11 protein-coding genes are annotated in these 11833 nt (G+C 73.1%); 7 read left to right on the forward strand and 4 right to left on the reverse strand.

Going from position 1 to position 11833, the window contains the following annotated elements; translation table 11 throughout:
• Nucleotides 1–291: 291 nt before the first annotated feature.
• Together ACIRBX_RS22510 and ACIRBX_RS22515 are read left to right on the forward strand one after the other, a co-directional pair.
• Nucleotides 292–1494 (forward strand): aromatic acid exporter family protein, encoded by a 1203-nt coding sequence (locus ACIRBX_RS22510; RefSeq protein WP_402298859.1) that lies wholly within the window; start codon nt 292–294, stop codon nt 1492–1494.
• A 37-nt stretch (nt 1495–1531) separates the two neighbouring features.
• Nucleotides 1532–2023, forward strand: a complete 492-nt coding sequence (locus ACIRBX_RS22515; protein ID WP_402298860.1) for a flavin reductase family protein — start codon at nt 1532–1534, stop codon at nt 2021–2023.
• Nucleotides 2024–2270: 247 nt separating this feature from the next.
• Here the strand turns inward: ACIRBX_RS22515 and ACIRBX_RS22520 are convergent, their stop codons facing one another.
• Nucleotides 2271–2891, reverse strand: a complete 621-nt coding sequence (locus ACIRBX_RS22520; RefSeq protein ID WP_402298861.1) for a hypothetical protein — start codon at nt 2889–2891, stop codon at nt 2271–2273.
• Between the two features lie 851 nt (nt 2892–3742).
• On the opposite strand from ACIRBX_RS22520, the gene ACIRBX_RS22525 reads away from it, so the two are divergent.
• The 5 genes from ACIRBX_RS22525 (at nt 3743) to ACIRBX_RS22545 (ending at nt 7532) form a co-directional block, all read left to right on the forward strand.
• Nucleotides 3743–4324, forward strand: coding sequence for a hypothetical protein (locus ACIRBX_RS22525; protein WP_402298862.1), 582 nt, complete (start codon nt 3743–3745; stop codon nt 4322–4324).
• 210 nt (nt 4325–4534) lie between these two features.
• Nucleotides 4535–5329, forward strand: coding sequence for a ferritin-like domain-containing protein (locus tag ACIRBX_RS22530; RefSeq protein ID WP_402298863.1), 795 nt, complete (start codon nt 4535–4537; stop codon nt 5327–5329).
• A complete protein-coding gene (locus ACIRBX_RS22535; RefSeq protein WP_402298864.1) occupies nt 5326–6171 on the forward strand; it encodes a ferritin-like domain-containing protein in 846 nt (281 codons plus the stop codon). Before ACIRBX_RS22530 ends, ACIRBX_RS22535 begins: the two co-directional genes overlap by 4 nt.
• An 89-nt stretch (nt 6172–6260) precedes the next feature.
• Nucleotides 6261–6674, forward strand: a complete 414-nt coding sequence (locus ACIRBX_RS22540; protein WP_402298865.1) for a cupredoxin domain-containing protein — start codon at nt 6261–6263, stop codon at nt 6672–6674.
• A gap of 228 nt (nt 6675–6902) precedes the next feature.
• Nucleotides 6903–7532 carry a sigma-70 family RNA polymerase sigma factor gene (locus tag ACIRBX_RS22545; RefSeq protein ID WP_402298866.1) on the forward strand — a complete coding sequence of 210 codons (630 nt, stop codon included), beginning with the start codon at nt 6903–6905 and terminating at the stop codon, nt 7530–7532.
• 59 nt (nt 7533–7591) lie between these two features.
• Here the strand turns inward: ACIRBX_RS22545 and ACIRBX_RS22550 are convergent, their stop codons facing one another.
• From ACIRBX_RS22550 to ACIRBX_RS22560, 3 genes are all read right to left on the reverse strand, one after another.
• The gene (locus ACIRBX_RS22550) at nt 7592–8527 is read right to left on the reverse strand and encodes a lysostaphin resistance A-like protein (RefSeq protein WP_402298867.1); all 936 of its coding nucleotides are present in this window, start codon (nt 8525–8527) and stop codon (nt 7592–7594) included.
• A gap of 303 nt (nt 8528–8830) precedes the next feature.
• Entirely contained in the window at nt 8831–9445 is a 615-nt protein-coding gene (locus ACIRBX_RS22555) for a hypothetical protein (protein WP_402298868.1), read from the reverse strand.
• 152 nt (nt 9446–9597) lie between these two features.
• Nucleotides 9598–11733 carry a glycosyl hydrolase family 18 protein gene (locus ACIRBX_RS22560; RefSeq protein ID WP_402298869.1) on the reverse strand — a complete coding sequence of 712 codons (2136 nt, stop codon included), beginning with the start codon at nt 11731–11733 and terminating at the stop codon, nt 9598–9600.
• Between the last annotated feature and the right edge of the window lie 100 nt (nt 11734–11833).

The following is an 11833-nucleotide window of genomic DNA, read 5'->3' on the forward strand; positions in this document are numbered from 1 at the left end:
CGGGACTCGCTGATGGTTCGACAGTCCTGGCCACTGAGGTGACTGCGCTTCAGCCGGGCCTGTGCCATGCGAGCGAGGAAGCTGGGCAGGCGGAACCGCCACGGGTGGGCCCGGCACCGCGCACGTCCTGCTGCCGAGCTGCTGCGAGCGAGCCGGGGTGGGACTGCCGGGCCCGTTGGCCGGCCGCCGCGTCGACGCCGGTCCGCCGGGCTCTGCCGGCTGGATGACAGGGGCCACAGCCGGCGACCCGCCGAAGGGATGAGCCGGGCTCCGACGGGACAGACGCGGAGAATGGCCGATGTACGAGCGACCGTGACTTCCAACCTGCGCCGATGCCTCCGCGACCCGGTGGTCCACCTCACCGTGCGCGCCACCCTGGCGGCGACCCTCTCCTACGCCGCAGCCGTCGCGCTGCACACCTCGCCCGCACCGCTCACCGCGCCGCTGACCGCCCTGCTGGTGGTCCAGGTGACGGTCTACACCACGCTGACCACCAGTGTCCGCCGGGTGAACTCGGTCGTGGTCGGCGTGCTGATCGCGATCGCGTTCAGCGCCGTCACCGGGCTGAGCTGGTGGAGCCTCGGGCTGGTGATCCTGACCTCGCTGACCGTCGGTCAGTTCGTCCGGGTCGGAGAGTTCGTGAACGAGGTCGCGATCAGCGCGATGCTGGTGCTCGGGGTGAGCCAACTGGCGGCCCAGGCCTGGGACCGGGTGCTGGAGACCCTGATCGGCGCGGCGGTCGGGCTGGCGTTCAACCTGCTGTTCGCGCCGCCGGTCTGGGTCGACACCGCCGGCGCATCGATCGAGGACCTGGCCCGGCGCGCCCGGCACCTGCTGCTCGGCATCGGCGAACAGCTGTCCGGTCCGACCCCGGTCGCCACCGCGGCGGCCCGGCTCCACGAGGCCAGGGCCCTGGACCAGGCCATCGCCGAGGTGGATGCCGCCCTCCGCCAGGCCGAGGACAGCCTGCGGCTCAACCCGCGCATCTCCGAGGGCGTGCTGTCCAGGCTGGTGCTCCGCACCGGCCTGGACACGCTGGAGATCTGCGTCGTCGTCATCCGGGTCCTGGCCCGCTCACTCACCGACCTCGCCAAGCACCGCGGCCGGGACGAAGCACTCTTCCGGCCCGACGAGGCACTCGCCCTCGGCGAACTGCTGGGCCACGTCGGGGACGCCCTGGTCAGCTTCTCGGTCCTGGTCACCACCCCGGTCAGCCGCAACGCCGAGGCCGCCGAGCTGCGCCTGACCGGCGAGCTGACCGCAGCGCACGCGGTCCGTGACCGAGTCGCCGCGCTCCTGCTGGCGCGCGTCCGACTCCAGCCGCACGCCTGGCAGTTGCACGGCGCGCTGCTCGCGGAACTCGACCGGGTGCTGGACGAACTCGACCTCGAACACCGCTCCCGCCGCCTGATGGAGGAGCTCGACCGGGAGAGCGCCGCCCGCCGCAGCAGACTCACCGCACCCCACCGCCTGCGCCGCCTGCTCGGCGGCTGACCCCGGACCGCCGCCGCCCTTGAGGAGTTGACGCAGGATGGACCGCTTCGAGGACTTCCTGGACCTGCTGGACTACCCCGTGTACGTGGTCACCGCAGCCGCCGACGGCGAACGGGCGGGCTGTCTGGTCGGCTTCGCCGGCCAGACCTCGATCGACCCGGCCCGCTTCACCGTCTGGATCTCCCGCGCCAACCACACCCACCGGATCGCCCTGCGCGCACCGGTGCTCGGCGTCCACCTGCTCGACTCCGGCCGGCCCGGCGGGCGGGCCCTGGCCGAGCTGTTCGGCGGACGCACGGGCGACGAGGTGGACAAGTTCGCCGCCGTCCCCTGGGAGCCGGGCCCGGCCGGCGTCCCGCTGCTCACCGGCGTCCCCGCCCGCTTCGCCGCCCGGGTGGTCGCCCGCACCGACGGGGGCGACCACACCGGCCACATCCTGGAGCCCCTCACCACCCTGGTCCGCGACGGCACGGCCCGGCCGCTCTCCTACCGCGACGTCGCCACCCTCGACCCCGGCCATCCGGCCTGAGAGGCGTCCTCCGAACCCGCCGGTCCGCAGGGGTGGCCGGCGGGTGTGCGCCCTGGACATCCGGGCAGGCGCGGACCGACCGTCTCTTCACCCCGACGGCGACCGCCACGCCCGAGCCTGAACCGACCGGACCGAGGGTCCTGGCCACCGGACGGGCGCGGGAGGTGAGCGAGGCCGATCGTGATCGCAGAGTTCTGTCCGGACCACATTCTTCCGGGCGGTCCTGGTAGCAGGAGTGGCAGCGGGGTCAGGCCTGCTTCTGCCGGGTGGGAAGGGTGTGCGACAGGAGGAACTCGGTCGCTCCTGCGATGGCCTCGGCGGAGGTGGCGTGGACGGCCTCGGACTCCTTCTCCTGCCGGTCCGCGGCGGTGGCAGTGAACCACCAGGCGTCGGCGTCCGGGTCGTGGTGGATGACGGCGGCGCCGCCGGCGTACTGGAGCGGGACGGACTCGCCGGCCGCCTTCCTGGTCACGGCGTGCGGCCACTTGAGGCGGGCCGACTGGCGCTTGATGCCGCCCCAGGCCGCGCCCAGCTGCGCGTAGTTGGCTCCGCTGCGGCCGGCGACGGTGGCGGCGCTCTCGGCCAGGCGGTCGACGGACAGCTTGGCTTCGTAGAGGGACCGCAGCATGGCCAGCTGCACATCGGGAGCGGCCACGAGCGCGGTGTCGAAGGGCTTGTCGGCGGCGCGGTAGGCGCGAGCACGGGTCGAGATCTCCTCGGCCAGTACCCGGACCGCCTCCAACACCTTGTCGTCCATGGCGAACGAGTCGTCCGTGCTGGGCTCACGCCAGGCGGGCTCCACCAGGGTCATCACGGTGGCCCAGAAGTTCTCGTCGTTCCTGTCGGGGGTAGGGATCACGTCGTCCATGCGACAAGGCTACCTGTCGACATCGTTGGCGACAAGAAAAACTGTCGATGATGTCGCGCGGGGAAGTCTGCGGCACCGCCCTGCTGCTCGCCCTGCTCCCGCTCGCCGTCACGGCGGCCCTGTGCCTGAGCGGGCATCCTCACCTTGAAGGACGAGGCGGGCGGGCGGTGGCGGGCGGTCGTGCCCAGCGTCGGGGGCGGGTGCGGAACTCGCCGCTCCCGCAACGGAAGTGACTCCCCATGAACAAGTGCATGTCCCGCTCCGTGGCCGCGACCGCTCTGGCGGCTGGGATCGTCGCCGTCCCGGCCGCCGGCTCAGCCTTCGCGTCCGCCCGGCGCTCGGAGCAGTTCTACGGCCACCAGGTGGAGGCGTCCGCCAGCAACGTGCACCACGGCGAGAGCGCCACCTCCTGCTCCGGAACCGACTGGAACGGCGGCTGGTCGGAGGACTCCCGGGGCGAGCAGGGCCCGTGGAGCCACGGCCACAACAGCCACGGGCACGATGGACACGGCCTGCTGGGCCTCGGGCTGATCGTCCTCCGACAGCACCGAGCACCCCGCGAACCTCCCGCCCGGCAGCCTGAGCCGGGTGGTGGGACCCGGCACCTCCTCCGGGCCCCACCCATGCCCGCCGTCCCACCTGAACCGAACGGCGCGCACACCATCACTTCGGCGATCGCCACGGTCCGGACTGGCCACCTCCCCCGGACGGACCTACGCGGACCGGCCACGCCCACCACCACGGTCAAGCCCTCGACTCCGGACCAAGCCGGCCGCGGTCCCATACCGAAGGCTCCCGCGAGCACCCCCACCTCCTAGCGCGGTGCGGCACCCCGCCGAGGAGTCCCTAGCGTGACGACCGCCCCCAGCACCTGTGGCAACCCCCACCGGCAGCAGTGCGCACTCCTGCTGCGCCGCTCCGTCATCGAGGGCACCGGTTGGACGGCGACCGGGCCGGTCCTCGCCGTCGGCGCCCGCGCCGCCGGCCTCGCCCGCCTGCTCGCCGAGCGCCACAGCCCTGCCCTGCTGCTCGCCGCCACCGATACCGATTCCGATACCGACCGGTCCGGCCAGGCGCAGCACACCACCACCCTCGCGGGCGACCCGCTGCTGCTGCCGACCCTCGGCCTGCCCGCCCTCTCCCTCGCCTTCGTCAGCAACCATCCGCCCGCCGAGGCCCCCCAACTGCTCCTGGATCTGGACGTGCTGCTGCGCCCGGGCGCGGTCGTGGTGTTCGTGCCGACCTGGCGGGCATCCGACCTCCTGCCCTACGCGGAGCCGGCGAGGATGTCGGCCTTCCACCAGCTTCAGGCGGTGCGGCTCGATCACGTGCGGTGCACCGGCCGTCTGAGGCCGCAGTCGACCGCTGTGTCCTCGCACCATGGGGTGACCGCCTTGGTGGCCACCCGTCCGGCTGGCGCCGGGCGCTCCTAGCCGTGCCGGAGTGGTGGACAGGTCGGACCCAACCCTGCGGGCCGACGGTTGCCCCGGGCCGTAACTCCCGTCAACAGCACGACCGTTCGCCCACCCGCTCGGGTGAACTCTGCGGCCGTTGGGAGGTCGGGACCAAGCCGGGCGGTGTGGTGGCCCGAAGGCTGGCTGACGTGTCCGCGTTGGGCGGGTGCCGGAGGAGATGGGGGCGTGATGGCTGAGGATCAGCGCATCGACACCCGCTTGTTGGACGAGTTGACCGAGCAGTCGCAGGATCTGAACAGTGACGCACTGCGGATCACCCGCAGTGCGCTGACCGACTTCGGGCAGGCGGCCGACCCGGTGGGCCGGCGGTGGTGGCAGCGCGGAGGCCTGCTGGCGGGTGCGGCCGGGGCGGTCGCGCTGTTCGGCTCGTCCCGGGCGTTCGCGGCGACCGCGACGGCGGACGACATCATGGCGTTGCAGACGGCGGCGTCGCTGGAGAACCTGGCGGTGAGCGTCTATCAGACGGCCGCCACGCTGCCGTTCATCAAGGACGGCAACAAGACGGTGGCCGCGTTCATCGCGAAGACCACCGAGCAGCACCAGGCGCACGCGAAGGCGTTCAACTCGGCCGCCACGCAGGCGGGTGGCAAGGCGCAGACCGGGCCGGACCCGAAGTACAAGGCGGTGGTGGACCAGGCGCTGCCGACCATCAAGGGGCCGGCGGACGTGGTGAAGCTGGCCATCACGTTGGAGGACGTGGCGGCGCAGACGTACACCAAGAACGTCGGGCAGGTCTCCAACGCGGACCTGCGCAAGCTGTTCGCCTCGGTCGCGCCGGTGGAGGCGCAGCACCGGGCCACCCTGCTGGCAGTTCAGGCGCTGTTGGCGGGCAACGCCGCCGACCTGATCGCCATCCCCGTGGACCCGGCGAAGCTCCCGGCGGCGGCCGGCAGCGTCGGCTTCCCCGACGCGTTCTACCCGACCAAGGACGCCTCCCCGATCAGCGAAGGAGCCGTCAAGTGAGCGGCAGCACGAAGGGCAGCTGGGAGCTGCCGATCAGCGAGGGTCAACTCGCGCGTCTCACCCGGGACATGGAGCAGGCGCACCGCGACACCCTGCCCGCGATGCGGGCGAGCGCGGTCGACCTGGCGGAGGAGATCCGCACCCGCCGCGCCGAGGACGGCAGCGACCGGGCTGATGCGGGGCGCCGGCGGTTCCTGCTCGGCGCGGGCGGGATCGGCGCTGCGCTGGTGCTGGCCGCATGCTCCAGTGATCCGAAGACCGGCAACGCGATGAGCACGCCGTCCGGGAGTGCCGGGATGAGCGGCTCCGGCTCGCCGAAGCCGTCCGCGTCCGGGCAGTACACCGGTGACCTCCAGGTGGTGGCGCTGGCCACGGCGTTGGAGAACCAGGCGGTCGGGGCCTACCAGGCCGCTCTCGACGCGGCGACGGCGGGCAAGCTCGGGACCGTGCCTGCGGCGGTGGCGACCTTCGTGACCACGGCGATGGCCCAGCACGCCGACCACGCGAAGGCGTGGAACTCGGTGCTGACCGGGGCGGGCAAGCCGGCCATCACCGACGTGCCGCTGTCGAACCAGCCGGCCACGCTGGAGGCGCTGGGCAAGGCCGCCACGGTGGGCGACGTCGCCAAGCTGGCCCTGCAGTTGGAGGACCAGGCCGCACAGACCTACCTCTTCGCGACCTACAACGTCACCAGCCCGGCGGGCATCACCACGGCCGCCACCATCGCCCCCGTCGAGGCGATGCACGCCGCCATCCTCCACTACGTCCTGGGCCAGTACCCGGTGCCGGACGACTTCCTGCCCGTCGACAAGGCCGCCAAGCCGAGCCTCCTGACGGTCTGACAGACCCCGGGGGCCGAGGCGGAGGGGAATCCCGCTCCGGCCCCCGGGACCCTCGCGCCCGATGCTTCCGGACCTGGAGAACACCGCCCGTGCACCTGTCCCCCTCCCGCGCCCTGATCGCCGCGACGGTCACCGCCCTGCTGATGCTCGCGGTGGGGTGCTCGGGCTCCACCGGGCCCGCGAACCCGTCGTCCACCGCCGCCGCACCGTCCGCCTCCGGCCCGGCCGGGTCCGGCACGGACACGTCCGCCGCGGCCGTGAACCTCACGATCAAGGACTTCGTGTTCGCCCCCGGCGACCTCACCGTCGCCCCGGGCACCCGGATCACCGTCGCCAACCAGGACAGTGCCCCGCACACCGTCACGGCCACCGACAAGGCCTTCGACACCGGCCGGATCGAAGGCGGCAGGTCCGCCACCTTCACCGCCCCCAGCAAGCCGGGCAGCTACCCCTACATCTGCGACGTCCACCCCTTCATGGCCGGCACCCTCACCGTCAAGTAGCCGTCCACGCCGCCGAAGCAGCCTCGGTGGCCCACCGCGCACCCGTACCGGCACCGGCCCCGTGCCCCGGCCGCCCTCCGACTCCTGCCCGGCCTCCGGATGCACCGCAGACCCGCCGTCTGCCCTCCCGGGCCGTGCCCGCCGCCGGCGGTGCCCGGGTCACCGTGACCGCCGCGCTCCGGTACTGCCTGCCGATCGAAGGGGACGGGACGGCCCGCAAGGGGAGAGATGACACGCCCGCCGCGAAACGCCCGGCCGCAGCCGACCCGGGCCGAGACCCTGGACGTACGGCTGGCGGCTGCTGCGGAGGGTGACGGGGAAGCGTTCCGCCTCCTGTACGGCGAGCTCCTGCCCTACGTCGAGGCGGTGGTGGTCGGTGTGCTGCGCGACCGGGCGCAGGCCGAGGAGGTCAGCCAGGAGGTGATGATCGAGCTGTGGCTGCACGCCGGCCGCTACCGTGCCGCCGTGGGTGGCGTGCGCCCCTGGGTGGCCACCATCGCCCGCCGCCGCGCCATCGACCGGGTCCGTCGGCTCGGCGTGCAGCGTCAGTCCGAGCAGCAGTGGGCGGCCGAGAAGCAGCGCCTCGAACGGCAGGAGGCCGCCGCGGCCCTGGGTGCGGATCAGCGTGACCACGACGCCGTCGCGCGGGCACTCGGCACCCTGACGGCCCTTCAGTTCGAGGCGGTCCACCTGGCCTTCCACGACGGCCTCTCCTACCCGCAGGTCGCCGCACGCCTCGGGATTCCCGTGGGTACCGCCAAGACCCGCGTCCGGGACGCCCTCGTGCGCCTCCGACGCGAACTCACCGTCGGCACGGCCCTGCCGCCCGCCCGCACCGGCAGTCCGCGCGGGCACTGAGTGGCGGCACGGCACGCTGTCGTGCACGTCCTCCGGCAGGGCAGGGACTCCGGCCCACGTCAGCGCTGCGGGTCGACCGGCCGGCCGGTTGTTTCGGAACCCGGGCCCGAACCCGTGGCCGTGGCCGGCTTCGGGCGAGGCCGTAGGCCTCCCCGACGCCGGGCCAGGACGAGCATCGGGACACTGAGCAGAGCGCTGAGGACGACCGGTACGACCGACGCCTCCAGACCGAAGGCGCCACCGGTGAGCAGGGTGGAGCCGTGGGTGGTGACGGTGAACAGGCCGTCGGGGGTGTGCCCGGACAGCGGGACCCCGGCCAGGTGCTGCACGGTGTTCCAGGTGAAGTGCAGGGCGATGACGAACCAGAGGCTGCGCCGCCAGAGGAAGGCCGCACCGAGCAGCACGCCCGCCTGTACGGCGAGTGCCAGTGCGCCCCAGAGGGTCGCGCCCGGTCCGCCCAAGTGGGCCGCGCCGAAGAAGAGCGCGGTCACCGCGATCGCGGCGGTGCTGCCCCAGCGCTGTTCGAGGGCCTGGAGGGCCAGCCCACGGAACATCAACTCCTCGGTGACCGAGGCGTTGAGCTGCATCGCCACGGCCGACCACAGCACCGGCAGGAAGCCGTGGCCCGCCCAGGAGTAGGTGTAGCCGCCGAAGAGCGTGATCAGCGCCAGCGTGACCAGGATGAAGGCCAGGCCGATCCCGCCCCCGAGCAGGGCCTCGCGCACGGCACCGTCCCGGGCGATCTCCGGGGTGGCGCGCCGCGCCAGACGGCGCATCACCGCGGCGTACACCGCGACGGCGGCGACGGCGCCCAGGACCGGGACCGGGCCCGGCCCCGTGGCGGTCAGTGCCGCGACGGCCGAGACGCCCACGAGCCCGCACACGGTCCGGCCGAGCGGGGCGCGTACGGCGCGCCCGAACCGGCCGGGTGCTCCGGCCGGTGAGTGGTCCGGGGCGGCCTGGGCGCCGGTGGTGGGCGGGGAGGTCGGGCTCATGGGGGGTCCTTCGGGTCGGAGGCGGTCGCGGTGCTGCGGCCTGACGCCACGTTAGGCAGCGGGCCGCAGCGGCGGATCACCCGTCGCGCGACAACTGCGGTAGCTCGCACGGGGGATGCGCCGACCGAGGGCGAGGTGGTCGGGTCGTCCGCCGCCGGGCACCTCCCCCCAGGAGGCGCCCGGCGGCGGCCTGCGTCCGCACACCGACCCACGACCGGCGAGGACTGCGGACGAGTTCGAGGACCGGCGCGCACCGGGCCGGTGGCCGGCGGGTGCGGGCTGGGTCAGGTCGGTGAGGGGGCGTCAGGCGGGCCGGGACAGCGGGGTGCGCAGGGCGTCGCCGAGCCGGGCGGCCGTGCTGGGGAACAGGCCGAGGCCGGCGACGTGCAGCTGGGTGGAGCAGGTCGCGATGAGGTCGAGATCGCGGACCTGGCGCCGGAGTTCGGTGGCGATGGCTTCGTCGATCCCGGGGATCTCGTGATCGGGCCACTCGGCTCCGTCGGGGTCGTGGTCGAGGGCCGCGACCGCGTGGCCGCTGACCCAGGAGGCGAAGTCCCGGCAGCCGAAGAGGTGGGCGTGCGCGGCGTCCAGGACCGCCGCCGCAGCGGGTTCGTGCTCGTCGCGCGGCCCGTACGGGCCGTACGGGCCGTCGTGGTGGCCGTGGTCGCCGAGCATGATCTCGGCGACGCCCCGCCGGACGGCCCGGGAGGCGGTGGCGTCGCCCAACGCGCCGGCCCAGACGTGCTCCAGGAGGGGGCGCAGGCTGAGGGTGAAGGGGTCGTGCTCGTGTGCGGGCAGGGCCTCGTGGCTGGCGAGCAGCCGCTCGGCGACACCGGCGGCGAACACCGCGCGCTCGCCCGAGGAGGCGGCGATCAGTCGGGCTTCCACGGCGGCGGCCAGGGGCTCCCACACGGTCATCGGTCCTCTTCCTCGGGGCGGTCGTACACGTCGGGTGGCCCCGGGACGGCCGCCGGGGGGCGGTGGCCGTCCCGGGGCCCCGGGCAGGGAGTCGCCCGGTCCCGGGTGGAGCCGGGGGAGGGGGCCTGGCCCGCCCCCGGCTCCGGTCGGTGCTACTGGAGGCCGGTGTGGACCGCGTTCGCGAGCTCACCGTTGGCGGTGTCGCCGCTGAACTCCCAGTAGAAGGCGCCGCGCAGGCCCTGCTGCTTGGCCCAGCCCATCTTGGTGACGATGGTGGCCGGGGTGTCGTAGCTCCACCAGTTGCTGCCGCAGTGGGCGTAGGCGGTGCCGGCCACGGTGCCGGTGGCGGGGCAGGTGTTCTTCAGGACCTTGTAGTCCTCGTTGCCGGCCTCGTAGGTGCCCGGGGCCGGGCCGGTGGCGGTGCCGCCGGGGGCGTCCTGGGTGACGCCGGTCCAGCCGCGGCCGTAGAAGCCGATGCCGAGGTTGAGCTTGGAGCCGGGGATGCCCTTGCCCTTGAGCTTGGTGATCGCCGCCTCGGAGGTGAACCCGGGGTTGGAGATGCCGGGGAAGGAGGTGAGCGGGGAGTGCGGGGCGGTCGGGCCCTTGGCGTCCCAGGTGCCGAAGAAGTCGTACGTCATGACGTTGTAGAAGTCGATGTACTGGGCGGCCCCGGCGTAGTCCGCCTGGTCGAGCTTGCCGCCGTTGTTGCCGTCGGCGGAGATCGCGGCGGTGACCAGGTTGGAGGAGCCGAAGCGGGCGCGCAGTGCCTGCATCAGGTTCTTGTACGCCGCCGCCCCGCTGGTGTCGCAGGACAGGCCGCAGGCGTTGGGGTACTCCCAGTCGATGTCGATGCCGTCGAAGACGTCGGCCCAGCGCGGGTCCTCGACCAGGTTGTAGCAGGAGTTGGCGAACGCGGTCGGGTTGGCCGCGGCCTGGCCGAAGCCGCCGGACCAGGTCCAACCACCGAAGGACCAGAGGACCTTGATGTTCGGGTACTGCTTCTTCAGCTTGCGCAGCTGGTTGAAGCTGCCGCGCAGGGCGCCGGTGTCCCAGGTGTCGGCCACGCCGTCGACGCTCTGGTCGGCGGTGAAGGCGCGGTCGTAGTCGGCGTAGGCGTCGCCGATGGTGCACTGGCCGTTGGTGACGTTGCCGAAGGCGTAGTTGATGTGGGTGATCTTCGCGGCGGTGCCGGAGGTCACCAGGTTCTTCACCTGGTAGTTGCGCCCGTAGGTGCCCCAGTCGGTGAAGTAGCCGAGCTTGACCGGGCCGCCCGGGTCGACCGTGCCACCGGTGGTGGTGACCGTCACGGCGCCGGAGGCCGGGCCGGTCTGGTCGGCGGTGTCGCGGGCCACGACCGTGTAGCTGTAGGTGGTGCCCTTGGTCAGGCCGGTGTCGGTGTACGAGGTGCCGGTGACGGTGGCGACCTTCACGCCACCGCGCAGCACGTCGTAGTTCTTCACGCCCTTGTCGTCCGCCGCGGCGGCCCAAGTCAGGCCCACGGACGTGTCGTTGACGCTGCCGGCGATCGGGGTGCCGGCGGCGCCGGGCGGGTTGTCGGTCGGATCGGTGCTGCCGTTGGTGGTGGTGACCGTCACGGCGCCGGAGGTCGGGCCGGTCTGGTCGGCGGTGTCGCGCGCCACCACGGTGTAGGCGTAGGCGGTGTTCTTGGTCAGGCCGGTGTCGGTGTACGAGGTGCCGGTGACGGTGGCGACCTTCGCGCCGCCCCGGTAGACGTCGTAGTTCTTGACGCCCTTGTCGTCCGTCGCCGCCGACCAACTCAGGGTCAGCGACGTGTCGTTGACGTTGCTCGCGACCGGGGTGCCCGGCGCGGACGGCGGGAGGTCCGTCGGGTTGGTGGTGCCGTCACAGCTGCCGCCGTTGAGCTTGCAGCCGCTCGGGGCGCCGGAGCCGGTGCCGTTGAAGCCGAAGCTGATGCTGGCACCGGGGGCGAGCGTGCCGTTCCAGCCCTTGTTCTTGCCGGTCCAGTGGGTGCCCGAGCTGGTCACGTCGGCGTCCCAGGCGGAGGTCACGGCGGTGCCGGCCGGGTAGTCCCACTCCACGGTCCAGCTGCTGAGGGTGGTGGTGCCGGTGTTCTTCACCGTCCACTTGCCCTCGAAGCCGGAGCCCCAGTCCGAGCCCTTGGTGAAGGTGGCGGTCGCGGACTCCGCGGCCTGGGCCGGTGCCGCGATGGCCACCAGTCCGGTGAAGGGAAGGGCGAGCGCGGCGACCACGGCCGCCACGCGGGTTCTTCTTCTGCTGCTGCGGAATTGCGGGGGGGAAGAACTCATCGGTCACTCCTCCGTAGTTTTACGGCGGCCGGTGGGACGGTCGCCGAAGTGGGGGTGAGGGCTGCACCTCCGTTGCGCCGGGAGCGCTCTCAATCCCGCC

The organism is Kitasatospora sp. NPDC096147 (assembly GCF_044763225.1).
GTDB lineage: Bacteria > Actinomycetota > Actinomycetes > Streptomycetales > Streptomycetaceae > Kitasatospora.

What these genes read in the sequence shown, in the direction of transcription:
- ACIRBX_RS22510 (WP_402298859.1), top strand. Translation starts at nt 292, where the DNA reads ATGGCCGATGTACGAGCGACCGTGACTTCCAACCTGCGCCGATGCCTC.
- ACIRBX_RS22515 (WP_402298860.1), top strand. Translation starts at nt 1,532, where the DNA reads ATGGACCGCTTCGAGGACTTCCTGGACCTGCTGGACTACCCCGTGTAC.
- ACIRBX_RS22520 (WP_402298861.1), bottom strand. Translation starts at nt 2,891, where the DNA reads ATGGACGACGTGATCCCTACCCCCGACAGGAACGACGAGAACTTCTGG.
- ACIRBX_RS22530 (WP_402298863.1), top strand. Translation starts at nt 4,535, where the DNA reads ATGGCTGAGGATCAGCGCATCGACACCCGCTTGTTGGACGAGTTGACC.
- ACIRBX_RS22545 (WP_402298866.1), top strand. Translation starts at nt 6,903, where the DNA reads ATGACACGCCCGCCGCGAAACGCCCGGCCGCAGCCGACCCGGGCCGAG.
- ACIRBX_RS22550 (WP_402298867.1), bottom strand. Translation starts at nt 8,527, where the DNA reads ATGAGCCCGACCTCCCCGCCCACCACCGGCGCCCAGGCCGCCCCGGAC.
- ACIRBX_RS22555 (WP_402298868.1), bottom strand. Translation starts at nt 9,445, where the DNA reads ATGACCGTGTGGGAGCCCCTGGCCGCCGCCGTGGAAGCCCGACTGATC.
- ACIRBX_RS22560 (WP_402298869.1), bottom strand. Translation starts at nt 11,733, where the DNA reads ATGAGTTCTTCCCCCCCGCAATTCCGCAGCAGCAGAAGAAGAACCCGC.